Annotated in this window: 14 protein-coding genes; 8 read left to right on the forward strand and 6 right to left on the reverse strand. The window is 65.5% G+C overall.

From position 1 onward, the window contains the following. Window positions 1-232: 232 nt before the first annotated feature. From V9E98_13040 to V9E98_13055, 4 genes are all read left to right on the forward strand, one after another. On the forward strand, window positions 233-1,480 hold the full coding sequence (locus V9E98_13040; GenBank protein MEI2717888.1) for a lamin tail domain-containing protein: 1,248 nt from the start codon (window positions 233-235) through the stop codon (window positions 1,478-1,480). A 190-nt stretch (window positions 1,481-1,670) separates the two neighbouring features. Continuing rightward, complete coding sequence (locus V9E98_13045; protein ID MEI2717889.1) at window positions 1,671-2,798, forward strand: hypothetical protein; 1,128 nt, start codon at window positions 1,671-1,673, stop codon at window positions 2,796-2,798. Window positions 2,799-2,803: 5 nt separating this feature from the next. Next, the gene (locus V9E98_13050; GenBank protein ID MEI2717890.1) at window positions 2,804-4,636 is read left to right on the forward strand and encodes a CDP-alcohol phosphatidyltransferase family protein; all 1,833 of its coding nucleotides are present in this window, start codon (window positions 2,804-2,806) and stop codon (window positions 4,634-4,636) included. Beyond that, window positions 4,633-5,685: a hypothetical protein gene (locus V9E98_13055; protein ID MEI2717891.1), complete on the forward strand. Its 1,053-nt coding sequence runs from the start codon at window positions 4,633-4,635 to the stop codon at window positions 5,683-5,685. The genes V9E98_13050 and V9E98_13055 overlap by 4 nt, the downstream gene beginning before the upstream one ends. Window positions 5,686-5,759: 74 nt before the next feature. On the opposite strand, the gene V9E98_13060 is transcribed toward V9E98_13055, so the two are convergent. Genes V9E98_13060 through V9E98_13070 form a run of 3 tightly spaced genes read right to left on the reverse strand, consistent with a single transcriptional unit; the run spans window position 5,760 to window position 8,047 of the window. Next, window positions 5,760-6,653, reverse strand: a complete 894-nt coding sequence (locus V9E98_13060; protein MEI2717892.1) for a DUF4396 domain-containing protein — start codon at window positions 6,651-6,653, stop codon at window positions 5,760-5,762. 54 nt (window positions 6,654-6,707) lie between these two features. Beyond that, window positions 6,708-7,487, reverse strand: coding sequence for a CDP-alcohol phosphatidyltransferase family protein (locus V9E98_13065; GenBank protein MEI2717893.1), 780 nt, complete (start codon window positions 7,485-7,487; stop codon window positions 6,708-6,710). After that, entirely contained in the window at window positions 7,484-8,047 is a 564-nt protein-coding gene (locus tag V9E98_13070; GenBank protein MEI2717894.1) for a CGNR zinc finger domain-containing protein, read from the reverse strand. The genes V9E98_13065 and V9E98_13070 overlap by 4 nt, the downstream gene beginning before the upstream one ends. 275 nt (window positions 8,048-8,322) lie before the next feature. Here V9E98_13070 and V9E98_13075 point away from each other — a divergent pair, with 275 nt between their 5' ends. After that, entirely contained in the window at window positions 8,323-9,306 is a 984-nt protein-coding gene (locus tag V9E98_13075) for an EamA family transporter (GenBank protein MEI2717895.1), read from the forward strand. On the opposite strand, the gene V9E98_13080 is transcribed toward V9E98_13075, so the two are convergent. From V9E98_13080 to V9E98_13090, 3 genes are all read right to left on the reverse strand, one after another. Beyond that, the gene (locus V9E98_13080) at window positions 9,287-10,729 is read right to left on the reverse strand and encodes an aldehyde dehydrogenase family protein (GenBank protein ID MEI2717896.1); all 1,443 of its coding nucleotides are present in this window, start codon (window positions 10,727-10,729) and stop codon (window positions 9,287-9,289) included. The genes V9E98_13075 and V9E98_13080 overlap by 20 nt on opposite strands. Beyond that, window positions 10,726-12,069: a 4-aminobutyrate--2-oxoglutarate transaminase gene (gene gabT, locus V9E98_13085; GenBank protein ID MEI2717897.1), complete on the reverse strand. Its 1,344-nt coding sequence runs from the start codon at window positions 12,067-12,069 to the stop codon at window positions 10,726-10,728. Before gabT ends, V9E98_13080 begins: the two co-directional genes overlap by 4 nt. A gap of 148 nt (window positions 12,070-12,217) precedes the next feature. Continuing rightward, window positions 12,218-13,444, reverse strand: coding sequence for a saccharopine dehydrogenase C-terminal domain-containing protein (locus tag V9E98_13090; protein ID MEI2717898.1), 1,227 nt, complete (start codon window positions 13,442-13,444; stop codon window positions 12,218-12,220). 375 nt (window positions 13,445-13,819) lie between these two features. On the opposite strand from V9E98_13090, the gene V9E98_13095 reads away from it, so the two are divergent. The 3 genes from V9E98_13095 to V9E98_13105 all read left to right on the forward strand — a co-directional run bounded on the left by V9E98_13095 (window position 13,820) and on the right by V9E98_13105 (window position 16,940). After that, window positions 13,820-15,343 (forward strand): APC family permease, encoded by a 1,524-nt coding sequence (locus V9E98_13095; protein MEI2717899.1) that lies wholly within the window; start codon window positions 13,820-13,822, stop codon window positions 15,341-15,343. Between the two features lie 114 nt (window positions 15,344-15,457). After that, window positions 15,458-16,408 carry a sulfotransferase gene (locus V9E98_13100; GenBank protein ID MEI2717900.1) on the forward strand — a complete coding sequence of 317 codons (951 nt, stop codon included), beginning with the start codon at window positions 15,458-15,460 and terminating at the stop codon, window positions 16,406-16,408. A 184-nt stretch (window positions 16,409-16,592) separates the two neighbouring features. After that, window positions 16,593-16,940 carry a hypothetical protein gene (locus V9E98_13105; protein MEI2717901.1) on the forward strand — a complete coding sequence of 116 codons (348 nt, stop codon included), beginning with the start codon at window positions 16,593-16,595 and terminating at the stop codon, window positions 16,938-16,940. Window positions 16,941-16,950 lie beyond the last annotated feature (10 nt).

Genomic DNA, 16,950 nt, shown 5'->3' on the forward strand with positions numbered 1-16,950 from the left:
GCCGCTCGACTTGCCGCTCGACGTGGTCGATCGGCGGCGCCGCATGGTGCCGGGGTCGCTGAACTCACAGCCGGGGCGACCGCCCGGGCAGCCCCGGCTCGGGGGCGGTGCCCGGCGCGATGGACAGAGCAGGGCCTTGCTGTGACCGCATTTCGGTCTCCCCAAGGCTTGACATAACCCGCGTGGAGCAATGGAACTCAAGATTCGACGTGGGTGCGCCGAGAGTCTGTCTATGGTGAGCAGCATGTTGCGCGAGGCTTGCGCGGTGACGGCCGCAGTGGCGCTGATGGGTGCCATCGTCGTGACGCCCGCGGCGGCCGAGTACAGCGCCACCGGAACTGTGGTCCGGGTGACCGACGGCGATACCTTCCTGGGCAAGATCGCCGCGGAGGCGGCTCCCGTGTCCAGGGTGAGGCTCGCCGGGATCCAGGCCATGGAGCGCGGCGAGTGCCACGCCGACGAGGCTGAAGCCGCATTGCGGCGCTTGCTGCCCCGCAAGACCAAGGTCACGGTCAAGGCCCGGTTCAAGAACGCGCACGTGCCGAATCAGAAGGGCTCCGAACCGCGTCCCCTGCGCTTGGCTTTCAACCACAGGGGCCAGGACGTTCAGACCGAACTGCTGCGCCAAGGGTTGGTTCTGCCCAACTCCGTCCGCAACGAGACCATGAACGAGAAGGACTACTCGCGCGCCGGCCAGGAGGCAGCGGCCGCTGGTGTGGGGCTGTTCGACACCGACGCGTGCCGCTCGGGGCCGTATCAGGAGGCCGTCCTGAACCTGTACGTGAACTACAACGCCGACGGCAACAACCGCACCAACAAGCAGGGCAAGTACGCGCGGTTGGTGAACGCAGGCGTAACTCCGGTGGACATCGGGGGTTGGAAGTTGCGCACGAGCAAGCATCAGTTCTTCAACTTCCCGGCGGGCACCGTGATCCAGCCGCAGGCCAGCATCCAGATCCACCAGGGTGCGGGCAGCAACGGCAACGGGCACTTCTACTTCGGCACCAAGGTCGACTTCGCCAACCCAGAAGCCTCCCGCTACGGCATCGGCGGCGCCTACCTTCAGGACCCCGATGGCGATCTGCGGGCATGGACCTTCTACCCCTGCCAGGTCAACTGCACCAGTCCGCTGACGGGCAAGGTGAGCGTCCGGGCGAACTACGATCCCGAGGGCAACGAGGCCGAGGATCCGAACCGTGAAACCGTCGACATCACCAACACGTCGGGTGAGATGGTCGACCTTTCGTTCCATGTGCTCACGGTCATGGCCGAGGTCTACGAGTTCCCCCAAGGCACGACATTGGCGCCCGGCGAGACCGCCTACGTGCATGTGGGGCGGGGCAGCACCGAGCGGCTGCATCACTACCTCGATCGCAACGAAACGATCCTTCCCAACAGCGGGAAAGGGTCGGTGGCACTGCTGCGCACCCACACATCGGTCAGGATCGCCTGCCACGCGTGGGGAAGCAGTAGTTGCTGATCCCACTGGGAATCAGCCCGACTTCAGGAGTTCCGGCCGACGGATGGCGCCTGCGACTTCTCTGACGCAGCGGTGAGGGTTCCCGGTGTCGTGTTTGGTCGCGTCTGACCACGCTTGGTAATTTGAGCCCGCTTCGGGCTGGTGACTCTGTCAGCCGGAGCGCGCACGAGCCACCAGCCCGGGAGGAACCGTGGACAGCACGACGACCGGACTAGCGGCCATCCCCGACAACGGCCTATTGCTCCACGTCGGGGTCTTCAAGACCGGGACCACCGCACTTCAGGAGGCCCTGAGGGCTGCCGGGCCAGCCCTCACCGAGGCTGGGGTCCTCTATCGCGGACCCGCATCGTGGGTGCCGCGGTGGAAATCACTGCTCGTGCTGGTCGCGGAGAACAAGCCCGGAGGGCAGTGGCAGCAGATGGTCGCGGCGGTAAACGGCCACGAGGGCCGGGCCATGGTCAGCAGTGAGAACCTGTGCGGTGCCACCCCGCGCGAGGCCGCGACTGTTGTCGGCAAGTTGGGTGCAGGCCGTCCCGTCAAAGTTCTGATCACCGTGCGGTCGCTGTCCGGGCTGCTGGCCTCCACGTGGCAGCAGCTGCTGAAGCGGGGCCTGACCCTGCCGTTCGAGGATTGGCTGCACAAGACATTCGACAACGTGGAGTCCGTCGAGGAGTTGTTCTGGCGCCGCAACAACTTCCCCTGGCAAGTCAGCAAATGGGGCGAACTCGTCGGCGAGGAGAACGTCATCCTGGCCGTCTCCGACAAGAAGTTCCCCACCCGCAACCTCGAAATCGTGGAGCAACTCCTCGGAGTGGCGCCGGGGACCGTCACGCTGAATCCGGACACTCGGTCGAACCGGTCGATGTCGTTCGCCGAGGCTGAACTGCTCCGCAGGCTCAACCTTCAGGTCGGTGAGAAGCTGCGACGTGAGTCCTACCGGCGCATGGTCCGCCTCGGTGCCTTCCCCGGCTTCTACCGTCTGGACACCGGACCTGGAGAGCCGATCCCCGTACCCCGCTGGGCGGCGGAGCGGGCCGCTGATCTCGGCAGCCGCCAAGCGGCGGAGTTGAGGCAGATGTCCGCCGTCATCGTGGGCGATATCGACGTCCTCGGCGACGCCAAGTGGGACATCGACGGCCCGATTGCGTCCCCCGAGATGGTGTCGATGGACACCGCGGTCGCCGCGTCCGCCGGAGCGCTGCTGGCCGCCGAGCGCTACCTGCGGTCGGCACAAAAGAGCGTTGCCGCTGAGCCGCCCCCGCCCACGAGTGCCCGTTCGACGGAACGGCGACTGCGCAGCCTGCTCAAGCGCTCCTGAGTCGTATGACGACACCGCCCGAGTCGCCGACTGTGGCCATCACGTCCGTGGCGGCGGACCGCGAGGACGTGCCCACGGAACTGGGGCGGCTGGCGGAGTTGCTTGCCTCAGATCCCTCCGAGGATGTCGTGGTGATGGCCCGCGGGCTGAGCCTGCCGGAGCAGGCGATGGCGGACTTCTCGGCTCCTGGACCCCGCGGCACCTTCGCGCTCACTGCCGGATCCGACCCCGGCACGGCGGTTAGAGTGGCGCACGGCAGGATCGTGGCCGTCGCGGCCGATGAGTTTCCCGAGCCGGGAACGGCATCCCGCTGCCCAGGACTGCTTCATGTGGCAGCGAACGATCGGACGGTTGCAGCTGATGCCGTCACCGCCGCCGCTCAGGAACTTCGGGCCCGGCAGCTGGGTGCGGCTGACGCGTTCACCTGGCTCCTGCGCGCCGTGGTCAGAGCCGGTGTCGTCGTGCGCGCCGAGCCGATCGCGCCCTGGCCGTGGGGGACTCAGGACGAGGTAGTCGCTGTCACAGCCGCGGACGCTGCTCGGATCCGGTTGACTCGAGCCAACCGTTCCGATGACGGCTGGTACTCCGTGTCAGTGCTGCGTCGCTTGAGCAAGCCCGTCACCGCACTGGCTGCTCGGCGGGGCTGGAGCCCCAACGCGATCACCGTCGCCTCATTGGTCATCGGCCTGGCGGCAGCAGGCCTGTTCTCGGTGGGTCAGTTCTGGGCAATGGTGATCGGGGCCGTTCTGCTGCAGCTGTCGCTCGTGGTCGATTGCGCCGACGGTGAGGTCGCCCGCCTGACCGGGCGGTTCAGTCGGACCGGGGCCTGGCTCGACGCGGTGACAGACCGCGTCAAGGAGTTCGCCGCCTATGCCGGCCTGGCCGCGGGTGCTGCTGTGGGCACGGATGGGCGCAGCTGGTGGCTGGCCGCGGCAGTCATGACCCTTCAGACAGCGCGGCATCTGTCCGATTACACGTTCACCGAAGTTCAGAAGGCCCACGACATCGCCGACGTCGCAGGGCCGCTGCTGTCCGGCGCTGCCGCCAGCGCCTCGCGTGTGACACCGGCCGCCGACCCCTCCGAGTCCTCAGGGCCGGCCGTCATGCTCCGCCGCACCCTGTTCCTGCCCATCGGGGAGCGCTGGCTGCTCCTGTCTGCCGGTGCGATCCTCCTGGGCGGCTGGTGGACCCTGATCCTCCTGTTCGGCGTTGGGGTGCTGTCCTGGGGTTACGCCACCATCGGCCGGATTCGGCGCACGTTGCGGTGGCACCGGGGACCGATCGCGGAGTCGGTCATCGCCGACCAGCTCGACACCGGGTTGTTCACGACAGCCAGACCTTGGGCGCGAATTCCACCGGTCGCCCCGCTTATCGGGGTCACCGTGGTGTGGCTGATTGCGCTGGTCGCCCTCCTGACAGGGTGGGGCCTCGGGTCCACCGTTCTGCTGTTGCTCGTCGTGGCACTGCTCCTGGCCACGCCCAGTGATGTCGCCTGGCTTCCTTTCGCGTGGGCGGTCCCGGCGGTGATTGCCGCGATCGAGATGACGATGTGGCTCGCGGCCGGGTTCGCGGCAACCGGGTTCGCGGGGCCGACGATGTTCATGTTGCTCTTCGCTATCGCATTCCACCGCTACGACCTGCTCTACCGTGCCATTGCTCGGCGGCCACCGCCGCTATGGCTGCAGGCCCTGTGCGGTGGTGTTCCGGTGCGGCTACTGATTCTGGTCGTCCTGCTCGTCACGGGGACGGTTGGTACCGGGAGCCTCGTGATTGGGGTCTACTTATTGATCGTGAGCGTCATCCTCGCCTCCGTGCAGTGGTTGGGACGCGCCGGATGAGTGCGTCCGAAAGGGTTTCGACCTCCGAGAACGCGATCGTGTTGCACATTGGGGTTCACAAGACCGGTTCGACCGCATTACAGACAGCGCTGGCCCGGGCCCGCCCCGAACTGCGGTCCCACGGGGTGCTCTACCCCGGGTCGGACATCGCTCACCACAGTGCGGCTTGGGCCGCGACGGGCTTCTCGATCGGGTTCGGCGACGAGGCGACGACGGTGCGCCCACGCAACTGGAGTCGGCTCGTGCGTCAGGCTGGCCGCCACAAGGGGCGCGTCATGATCAGCAGCGAGTTCTTCGGACGCATGAAACTCAAAGCCGTGCGCCGCGTCGTCGATGCCCTCGGTCCCGATCGGGTCCACGTCGTGTTCGCGGTGCGCCCACTGGCTGACCTTCTGCCCAGTTCCTGGCAGCAGTACCTCAAGACCGGTTTCACCGTGGGCTACGAGGACTGGCTGCATGATGTTCTGAACAACCGGAGGCCCACCACCACCAAGGGGTTCTGGCGCCGCGCCGATTTCGGTGCTCTGGTCACACGGTGGCGCAGAGTGCTTCCGCCCGAGCGCATCACCGCCGTGATGCTGGACCCGCAGAACCACGACCTGATCTACCGTGCGACCGAGGGCCTACTCGGCCTGCCGGACGGCCTGTTGGACCCCTACCGCGGTGGCGCCGCCAACCGCTCGATGACAGCTGCAGAAGCCGAGTTGATCCGTACGGTGAATCTGACTATTCGCGATCGGATGGGGTGGCGGGACTACAGCGAGAGAATCCGGCACGGCGCGATCCGCGCGATGGTCGAGGACCGGCATCCCGATGCCACCGAGCCACCGATCGGCACACCACAGTGGGCGTTGGTCAAGGCGCGCAAGCGCCAGCGACGGGACTATCGTCGTCTCACTCGCTCGGGGATCAACCTCGTGGGAGACCCAGACACGTTGTTGCGCCGTCGGACGGGCGCACCTGTCGTGATTCCCGAGAGTGTTCCGTTGAGTGCTGCGGCTCTGGGTATCGCAGTGGCCGCGGGCATGCCCCGGCAGCCGCGGGACTGATCCCGTTACCGATCACGTGCCCCTGGGGCGGTGCTCGAGCGCCGCGCCGGCAGCGGGATCGCCGGCAGTGACCACTACATCCCGATCGAATGCGCAACCAGTAGCGCAGCTGTCAGGATCGCGAGGCTGAGAAGGGTCACAGCGATGAGCTGGACATTGCCGGGACGAGCGGTCATCGCTGGCGTTGTCGCCGCCCCCGAGGGGCTCTCGACCGTCATGGCACTCATCGCACCGTCGCTCGACTCAGCCGACCCGGCCGGCCCCGATGTGTGCGACTCGTGCTCTCCTGCTGCCACCGGCCCAGGCTCTACCCCGTCCCGACGAACAGTCAACATGCCGTGCTTCAGATGATGGGCGACCAGCCACCAGTTCATCGGATAGGCAGCCATGAATCCCACAAGCAGGGACATGGACATCATGAACCAGAAACCCGGCTGCGACGGGTGATGGGTGTCGGCCGAGAGAGCCATGATCACCGCCATGGTCAACTGCATTCCGGCCATGAGCACATTCATGGACAGGAATTCGGGCAGGAAGGTCATGCGCAACGACGCGGAGTAGGACCCACCTGCCATGGAGCGCATGGCGAACGCCTGGAAGAACAGCCATCCGAATCCGAAACCCAGTACGTACTCGACCGCGAAGTCGCTCCAGAAGTTCAATGCCAGTACGGAACCCAAAGCGGCGCCCACGACGATGCCGAGCCCATCCCCGGCAGCGCAGTGCATGGTGGAGCCGAGTACCTGCCGCCAGCGCGCGGCGACGTACTGCTCATGCGTGCCACGCAGTGGTTCACGACATCCCAGGACATAGAAGAAGGCGCCGAAGGGGCCGGTGAAAATCGTCAGGATGACGAAGGCCCACTTGAGCGTGACAGCCTCTGGGGTCACGCGCCAGATATCCACGATCACGAACACGACGGAAGCTGCTGTGAGCGCCCACCAGAGGATCATGATGCCCTGGAACATTGCGGAAATCGTAGGCGCTGGTCGCACCGGATGCCCGCCGGATCGGCGGGCACGTCACTTCAGCCGACTGCTCGCCAGGATCGCGATCGCGTGACCCAGCGTCGACAAGGCTGCCAGCGGGAGCAGGGCTACCACGAGCACCCGGGTTGCCGTCAGGTCGCCCAGTAGTGCATCGCCGACGGCGGCCACAAGGATCAAGAGGGTCATCTCGACCGAGTGGTAGATCCGGTGGAAGGGTACGAAGCGGGCAGCGTTTCGCAGCGTGTTGAGGGCGCCGACCTGCGGAGCGGCTGCCTCGTCGGAATCAGCGATCTTGGGCAGTTGGGTCAGGTAGCGCGTGGACTCGGCCATGTCGTTCAGTGCCTTGTTCCACATCAGCAGTACTGCCAGCAGCGTCCCCGCGAGGATCCACCCGCTGTCCAGCGTGAATCCACCAGCAGCCCGCACCCCGAGTGCGATGGGGATCAGCCCTTCGGTGGTGTAGTGACCGATCTTGTCCAGGAATACGCCCGATGCCCCACTCGTGCCCCGCACGCGGGCAACCTCACCGTCCGATGCATCGACGAGCATCTGCAGTTGGGCCAGGAGGGCTGCAAGCACCGCCCCGGGGAGTCCGGGGATGAGCAGAGCGGCGGCGGTCGCCCAGCCGGTGAGGATCATGAGGCCGGTGACCCCGTTGGCGCTGATTCCGGTCGGCAACAGGGCTTTGGTGACGTAGGGCGAGAAGCGGCGCAGATACAGCGAGGCGGTCCAGTGCTCCGCACTGCGCCGACCGGTGATCGACGGGGGTTGGCCGATCGCGCGGATCTGCTCGATCGTGTAGCGCTCGGTCATGGGTCGATCCTGGCAGACCGTTGGACTCGGCGACGCTGACGGTAGGCCGCGACATTCGCCCTGTTACCGCAGTTGCCCACATCGCAGTAGCGCTTGGATCGGTTCTTGGACAGGTCGACGATCACTGCATCGCAGTCTTCTGCTGCGCAGACGCGCAACCGCGACATCTCCTTGGTGCGGATCACATCGATCATGGCCATTGCGGCCTCGACGGACATCCGGGTGGGCAGATCGGCTTCCGGGCCGGCGGCGTGCAGGTGCCAATCCCAGTCGTCGTGTTTGACGAGTTGGGGCAGGGCTCGCGCCTCCCGCAGTAGTCGATTGACAAGGTCTACGGCACCAGGTTCGTCGAGTTCCCAGAACTGCCGCAGGACGGGTCGCAGCTCCCGCACTCGGTCGAGTTCCTGGACGTCCCCGCTGCGCATGCCGCTCCATTTTTCGGCGACCACGAAACGATCCAAGGCGGGGGTGTCAGGGAGACCTTCGGCACGGCGGGCAGCGGTGTTCACCAGAGCCGCGGCACCGAGGATGGCGGACTCGGTGTCATAGGCAAAAATCAAGTTGACTCCTTACGCGACCCACCAGTAGTGTCATGGGCAACAGCATAGTTTGACCCTTACCAGTCTGAGAAGAGACCTATCCGAGAAGAGCCCTATCAGAGGAGAGACTTATCAGAGAAGAGCTCCAGCGCATGAGTGAGCTCCCGACAAGAGTCTCCCCGGTGAGGGAGGCAGAGGGATCCCGACAGGGGGACAGAGGGCCCCCGACGAGGGGAGACAAGGACCCCGATGAGGAGAGACAAGGGCCCCGATGGGGAGAGACAAGGAGTAGTGCGATGACCGCTGGACCCGACGTCCGCAGCACGGGACTGGTGATCGCGATCGTTTCGTCGCTGGCCTTCGCGTTGTCCGGTCCGCTGGCAAAGCCGCTGCTCGACGCCGGCTGGTCGTCCGGCGGTACCGCGATGGTGCGGATCGGGGGTGCGGCCGTGGTGCTGCTGGTTCCTACGGCGGTTCTGCTCGTGCGTTCGCGCGGACGTGCCCTGGTCGGCAATTCCCGATTCCTGATCGGATACGGCGTGTTTCCCATCGCCGGCGCTCAGCTGGGCTTCTTCAGTGCGATCCAGACTTTGCCCGTGGGGGTTGCATTGTTGATCGAGTACCTCGCCCCCGTGTTCGTCGTGCTGTGGTTGTGGGTGCGCCGCGGGCAGCGGCCCGGCCGCTTGACCATCCTGGGTGGCGCGGCGGCCATGGTCGGATTGTTCTTGGTGCTGGACCTCTCGGGTGGGGGTTCGATCGATCCGGTCGGGGTGGCTTGGGCGCTGATGGCCTCTGCCTGCGTGGTGGTCTATTTCCTCCTCTCGGCGACCGTGGCCGACGACTTGTCTCCGGTTCTGGTCATCGGTGCCGGAATGGTCATCGGCTGGGTGGTGCTGGCTGCCGTGGCGCTTCTGGGTGTATTGCCGGTCACCGTGGTCGCGACGTCAGCCTCGCTGGCGGGAGCGACGCTGCCTTGGTGGGTTTTCGCGACGGGTCTGGTGCTGGTCGCCACGGTGTTCGCCTACCTGACGGGGATCGTCGCTGTCGGGCGGCTCGGCGCGCGCTTGTCGTCCTTCGTCGCACTGTCCGAGGTCGTGTTCGCCGCAGGGTTGTCGTGGCTGCTGCTCGCGCAAGTTCCGAATGGCAGTCAGCTGCTCGGTGGTGCGTTGATCCTCGTCGGGGTCGTGTTCGTGCGCCTCGGTGAGCCCCCTGCCGACCCCCTCGCCGATTCGACGGGTCGCGAACTTGTGACGGAGGAACTCAGAGATCCAGTCCGGTGAGCACCAACACCCGGTCGTGCGTGAAGTCCACCATGGCCGAGCGCAGACCCTCGCGCCCGAAGCCGGAGGATTTCACCCCGCCGTACGGCATCTGATCGGCCCGGAACGACGGGACGTCGCCGATGATCACGCCGCCGACATGTAGCTCCCGATGGGCGCGGAAGGCCGTCTTGAGGTTGTGTGTGAAAATGCCGGCCTGCAGCCCGAATCGGGAGTTGTTGATCGTCGCGAAGGCGTCATCGGTATCCCGCACGGTCGTGATCGTCATCACGGGACCGAAGACCTCCTCACAGGCCACTGCCGAGTCCGCCGGCGCATCCGCGACCAGGGTGGGCGCGATCGTTGTGTCGGACCGGCTGCCGCCGGTCAGAATCTTGGCTCCGGCGGCCACGGCATCGGTGATCCATGATTCGATGCGGTCGGCGGCGGCGGTGTTGATCACGGGGCCGACCACCACCCCGTCGTCCAACGGAGAGCCCGTCGGTAAGGCCTGCATCTGGGCCACCAGGCGTGGCGTGAATGCGTCATACAGGGATTCGGCGACCAGGATGCGTTGGACGGACACGCACGATTGCCCCGCTTGGTAGTTGCCGAAGGTGGCGATGCGTTGGGCTGCCCAGTCGAGATCGTCGTCGGATGACCAGTCGGCGAGCACTGCGGCGGCAGCGTTCCCCCCGAGTTCGAGGACCACGTGTTTCGTCGGCTGCTCCGACTGGATATGGAATCCGACGGTCTCCGATCCTGTGAACGATATGACGGGCAGACGAGGGTCCGCGACGAGTTCGGCGGTGGCCTGGTTGTCGAGGGGCAGGACAGACCACATGCCCGGCGGCAGATCGGTCTCCGCCAGGATCTCGCCCAGGAGCAGTGCGGTCAGCGGTGTTGCGGGGGCCGGCTTGATGACGATCGGAGCCCCCACCGCGAGCGCCGGGGCGACCTTGTGGGCGACCAGATTGAGGGGGAAGTTGAACGGTGCGATGCCCAGGACAGGGCCATGCGGGAATCTGCGCACCAGTGCCATGCGTCCCACCGCGCTCGCCTCGGTATCGAGCCGCTGCAGCTCTCCGGACCAACGCCGCGCCTCTTCGGCCGCCCAGCGGAACGTGGACACGGCCCGGATGGCCTCGATCCGGGACCACATCAGCGGTTTGCCGTTCTCGGCGGTGATCAGGTGTGCGATCTCCTCCGATCGTTCACTGATCTGCTGCGAGACATGCATCAAGGCATCGGCCCGTTGAGCGGCGCTGGTGGCGTTCGCTGCGGCCTGACTGGTGTCGGCAGCGACCACAGCTGCCTCGATGTCCTCCGGCGCGGGAAGGTAATGCTCGGCGACAGGTGAACCGTCGTATGGGTTGTGGACCGTGTGCAGTTCCCCGCTTGTCCGAGGCCGCCCCGCAACCCAGAACGGGTGGGGGTCGGTCATCGAGCGGCCTCGGCGATGATCGCCGCGGACAAGACGTCCATCGCGTCGGACAACAACTCGTCACCGATCACCAGTGGTGGCAGCAGCCGGATGACGTTGCCGTAGGTGCCCGCGGTGAGGATGACCACACCCTGCTGGGCGCAGGACGCGGCGATCTTCTTGGGCAAGTCGGGCAGTGGTGTGAGCGTTCCTGGTTCGGTGAACTCGATGGCCATCATGGCTCCCCGCCCCCGCACTTCGGCGATCACGTCGACTTTGCCCTGAACGTCGGTCAGTCGCTGCAGCATGATGTCGCCGATGTGACGCGCACGGGCCGCCAGGTCCAGTTCGCGCATGGTCTGGATGGAGGCCATCGCGGCAGCGCAGGTGACCGGGTTACCTCCGTAGGTCCCACCGAGCCCACCGACGTGGACGCTGTCCATGATCTCGGCGCGGCCGGTGACCGCCGCCAGCGGTAGTCCACCGGCGATCCCCTTGGCGGTCGTGATCACATCCGGTACGACACCTTCGTGGTCGCTCGCGAACCATTCACCGGTGCGGCAGAAGCCGGTCTGGATCTCGTCAGCGATAAACACCGCGCCGTTGTCCGTGCACCACTGCTGAATCGCCGCCAGGAATCCTGGGGCGGGGACGACGAAGCCGCCCTCGCCCTTGATCGGTTCGATGATCACGGCTGCGACGTTGTGCCCGCCGACCTCGAACTCGATCCGCTGCAGTGATCGGGCAGCGGCAGCCTGGCCGTCGAGACCATCGCGCAGGGGATAGGACGTCGGGACGCGGTAGACCTCCGAGGCGAACGGACCGAACGACTCCTTGTAGGGCATGTTCTTGGCCGTCATGCCCATCGTGAGGTTGGTCCGACCGTGGTAGGCGTGCTCGAAAACGACCACCGCATGGCGGTGGGTGAAGGCCCGGGACACTTTCACGGCATTCTCGACGGCCTCCGCGCCGGAGTTGAACAGCGCCGAGTGCTTGTCGTGATCCCCGGGGGTGAGTTCGTTGAGCTGTTCGCACACCTCGATGTACGGCTCGTAGCCGGCCACCATGAAGCATGTGTGGGTCAGTTTGTGCACCTGCTCTGTCACGCCCTGGGCAACGAGCGGAGCCGCGTTACCTACGTTCGTCACAGCGATGCCGGACCCCATATCGATGAAGGAGTTGCCGTCCACATCGATGATCACGCCTCCGCCTGCACGGTCGGCGTAGATCGGCACCGCCGCTCCCAGCGCGGCGGACACCGACACTGCCCGGCGGGCGGCCAGTGCCTGGGACCGTGGTCCGGGGATCTCGGTCACGACCTTGCGGACCTGGGGGAGTTCGGGGCCGAAGGGTTCAGTCATGGTTTCTCGTCATCTCCGTGGGTGTGCGGGTGTGCGGGTGTGCGGTCTGCCTGTGTGCGGGTCTGCCTGTGTGCATCTGTGTCTGGTGGTGTTCGTCGGTGTCGTTCGTCGGTGTCGTTTCGCGGCACTCACGGCACTTCACGGCACTTCACGGCACTGCCGTGGGGGTGCGCTCCTGGAGCTGCCACTGCTGGCCGTAGCCGTTCGTCAGCAAGTCCAGGAAAGGCTCGCTCGGCATTGCCTCCGGACCGAGCACGCCGGCACCTGACCACTGGCCGGTCGCGAGGAGTTCCAGGGCGACCACCGGGTTCATGGCTGTCTGCCAGACCACGGCCTGGGCTCCGTATTCCGTCATGGTCCAGTCGTTGTCGGCCACGTGGTAGAGGTAAACCTCACGAGGATTACCGTCCTTGCCCGTGCCGGTGACCCACAGACCGGCGCAGGTCTTGCCGGACATCTTGTCGCCGAGGGTGAGGGGGTCGGGCAAGCATGCGGCCACGACATCGCGGGGGCTGACCTCGTGATGGCCGACCTTGACCGGTTCGGTGCGGTCCAGGCCGAGTTTGCGCAGTGTCTTCAGGACTTCGATGAACTCATCGCCCAGTCCGAACTTGAAGGTGACGCGTTGAGCGTCGATCCACCGCGGCATCAGGAGGACTTCTTCGTGTTCGACGTTCACGCACTCGACCGGTCCGATGCCTTCCGGAAAATCGAACACCTCCGGCTCGCTGAAGGGTTCGGTGGTGTACCAGCCGCGGTCCTTCTCCCAGATGACCGGTGGGTTCAGGCACTCCTCGATCACGGTCCAGATCGAGAACGACGGCGCGAAGTCGTAGCCGTGCACCACGAGGTCGGAGGCGTCGCGGACCCCGAGTTCGTCGATCTCGCTGAAGAGGTTGTCCGCGGCATACCGGGCGAACACATCCGCGAGCCCGGGTTCGACGCCGATGCCCACCAGGGCCAACCGGCCTTTCGCCCCCCAGGAGTCGGAGTGGGCGAACTGGTCATCGCCCAACTTCACCCCGGTCAACTCATAGGGCTTGTCCGGATGGCGGCTGGACAGACTCATGGCCGTATCCAGGTAGTCGGCGCCGGCCAGGAAGGCTCCCTCGAAGATGTCGACGACGAATCGAGGATCGACGGCGTTGAGGACATGCGTGACGCGCAACTCCCGGCATGCGTTCGCGACATGCTGCGGGTCGGAGGCGTCCAGCTGAATCGCGGAGAAACGGTCGTCGCCGATGCGGTCCACCAACGCTTGGGCACGCACTTGGTCGTAGTCGGCCACCACGAAGTGCTCGAAGAAGTCTCGTCGGGCTGCGATCAATGCGGCCGACGAGCCGACCCCGCCGGCGCCGATCATGAGGATGCGCATCTGTTCTCCTTCGTCAGTGGTGATGAGTTCTCGCTGGTGGGTGGATCTTCTCGCTGGTGGGTGGATCTTCTTGCTGGGTGGTGGATCTTCTTGCTGGGTGGTGGACCTTCTCCGTGTGTGAGGGGACCGCTCTCACCTCGTGAGTGGATCCCTGTCATCTCGTGAGTGGATCCCTGTCATCTCGTGAGTGGATCCCTGTCATCTCGTGAGTGGATCCCTGTCATCTCGTTAGTGGAATGGTGGCAGACTTCACCTGCACGATGCGATGCGGAGCCCGGTCACCTCGATCCACGGAATCGTTGTGGTGGATGGCCACCACAGTACGCTTTCCGTGTCGGCGGAGGGAAGGTCGCCGCGAAACCCATAGGGGGTGCGGTGGACGAAGCGCTGGAACCACAGATCGATGACCTCAAAGAGAAGGGGCTCGAGCAGGACGCCGTCGGCCTAGCCGGCAGCATCACGATAGGACTGGCATCAACGGCGCCGGCCTTCTCCCTGGCGGCCACGGTCGGCTATCTGGCCATCGAAGTCGGCAACTTCGCGCCGGCGGCGATCCTCGTGGCGTTCATCCCGATCATTTTCGTGGCGATCGCTTACCGCGAGCTGAACCGTGTCATCCCCGACTGCGGCACGACGTTCACCTGGGCCACCAAGGCGTTCACCCCCCGGATCGGTTGGCTGGGCGGTTGGGGCGTCGCCGTCGCCGGAGTCATTTTCATGGCCAACGCCGCCGATGTCGTCGGGATCTACGCGGTCGAACTCTACGGAGCGCTCACTGGGCACGAGGACCCATCGGCACTGGCGGACAGCCGACGCCTGGTCGTCCCGATCGGGGTCCTGTTCATCATCGTCATGAGTGTCATCAACTACCGGGGCATCGAGGGTGGCGCCCGGATGCAGTACTTCATGGTGGCCGTGCAGTTCCTGGCGCTCGGTGCCATCATCGTGGCCGCTTTCTGGCACGTGTCGCAGGGGACGCAGAACCCCGACGCCGACGCGTTCTCGTGGGAGTGGTTCAACCCCCTGGCGATCGATGGCTGGAGTTCGTTCGTCCAGGCGGCGTTGCTGGCGATCTTCATCTTCTGGGGCTTCGATACCACCCTGGCGATCAACGAGGAAACCAAGGACAGCGAGCGCACCCCCGGTCGCGCCGCGGTCATCAGTACCGTCATCCTCCTGGGGACCTACCTCCTGGTCACCATCGCGCTGCAGATGTATGCGGGTGTCGAGCGGTCCGGCCTTGGTGCCAAGAAGAGCGCCGACGACGTGTTCGCCAAGGTGGCCGATGGATTGCTCGGATCATGGGGGCTGCCGCTGCTGCTGCTTACGGTCCTGATCAGCGCCGCCGCTTCGATGCAGACCACGATCATGCCGACAGCTAGGGGCACCTTGGCCATGGGTGTGTACAAGGCACTGCCCGACCGCTTCGCCGCGGTCCACCCCAAGTACCTCTCCCCATGGTTCTCCACCCTGATCATGGCCGTGGTGGCCATCGTGTTCTACGTGGGGTTCAAGTGGATCAGCGAGGACATGTTGGCGGACACCATCCTGTCCATCGGACTGGCCATCGCGTTCTACTACGCGGTCACCGGATTCTCCGCTGCCTGGTACTTCCGCAAGGACATGTTCCTCGGCGTCCGGGAGTTCTTCTCCCTGTTCCTGCTGCCCCTGCTCGGCGCGCTGATCATGACCGGTGTGTTCCTGCAGAGCGCCTACGACATGTACGACCCGGACTACGGATACACCGTGCTGCTGGGTATCGGCGGGGTGTTCGTGATGGGGGTCGGGGCCCTGCTGGCGGGTGTCGTGCTGATGATCGTCTGGAACATCGTGGCCCCGCCCTTCTTCCGCGGCGAAACACTGCATCACGACACCCCGGTTCTCGTGCCCGACGTCTGAGACCGCCAGCGGCCCGCGACTGCGCAGTGTGTCCTGGGGTCCACCTGAGGGGTTCCCGACGATCCTCCCCGGGGCGGTCGCATACCGTGATGGCGAGCAGATCGGGAGGTTCGGGTGGCGCAATCCTCGCAGCCGGGTGTTCGCCTCGCTCGGCCCATCTTCGTGGGCGGTATGAGCCGCAGCGGAACGACGGTCATGGGCAAGGGGTTGCTCAACAAGCACCCCGTCATCTCGGTGACCCGTCCCGCCGAGATGTGGTTCCTCACCAACACCGGTGGTCTGTGCGACATCGTCGACTCGGCCGAATCAGGACGGGTCTCACTGCGACTGCGGGCCATGACCCTGAGGCGTGGCCACCTGTCACCGCAGGCTGCGTTCCGGGATCGGATGCAGGGCTTCTGGTATGCGCGCGAATGGTGGAAAGACGGGCGCAACATCGGGTTGATCAAAGCAGTTCAACGGGATCAGTTGGCGGCCGCCCTGAGCAGGTTCGAGTCCTCCCTGGCGGACGATCCGCGAGAGGCCGGGCGATGGCTGGCGGCCGATCTGATCGATCCCACCACGAGGGCCCGGGGCAAGTCGCGATGGGTCGACACCACGCCGGACAACAGCTACCGCATCGATGCCCTGTATCGCCTCTTCCCGGACCTGAAGCTGATCAACATGATCCGTGACGGTCGCGATGTCGCGGCGTCCGTAGTCAGCCGTGGGTGGGGCACATCGAACCATTTGCGGGCGCTGCGGGAATGGGGACGCCGCCTGGCAGCCGGACACCGGGCCATGACGTCGATCCCGGAGTCGGTGTCGCTGACGATTCAGTTGGAGGAACTCGTCGGTGAGCATCGCGAGCGGGACTATCGCAGGATCCTGGATCATCTCCACATCGACGATGCTCCCCGCATGCGCCGGTTCTTCGACACCGAGATGACACCGCAGGCCAGCAACAGTGGACGGTGGCGCCAGGACATGACTGCGGCGCAGGCGTCGCGGATCGACCGCGAGTACCGACGTATCCGACTTCGGCTCGCCGCTGAAGGGGTGCAAGTACCCGCGCTGTCGGATTGATCCTGAGAGTGGATCGACGGTTGGCCCTACGCTGGGCCCAGAGCTTGCAGGCGCTGGTGCGCAGGGAGCTGTCGCTGCGACTGGCCAGCGACGAGTTTCCATGGTGAGTGAACGTGGACCACCACGTGCGGCGAGAGAGCACGTGCGGCGAGAGAGCACGTGCGGCGAGAGAGGTTGCTGACCGATGAAGAAGACCGTGATCGCGGCCATAATGGGAGCGCTCCTTGTCGGCGGGGCTTTCTGGCCGACTGCATCGGCCTCGGCGGCCGAACCGAACTGCCGCAGTATCAAGTCGGACATCGTGCGGTTGAGCAAGAAGAAGGCGAAGGGCGGCGTCTATGCCACTTCGATCAAAGGTGGCAAGACCCTGAAGAACAAGGTCGCGAATCCACCGCTCAACGGAACGGTTCTCAAGTGCAAGGGCGCTGCTGCGCTGTCGAGCGGCTACCGACAGAACATCTACTACGGGGTCAAGGCCGTCAACGGCAAGTACTTCGGATTCATCACGCCGTCCGGCCCGCCGCGCGCCTGACTGATGTTCA

The organism is Candidatus Nanopelagicales bacterium, from assembly GCA_037045355.1.
Classification (GTDB): Bacteria; Actinomycetota; Actinomycetes; order S36-B12.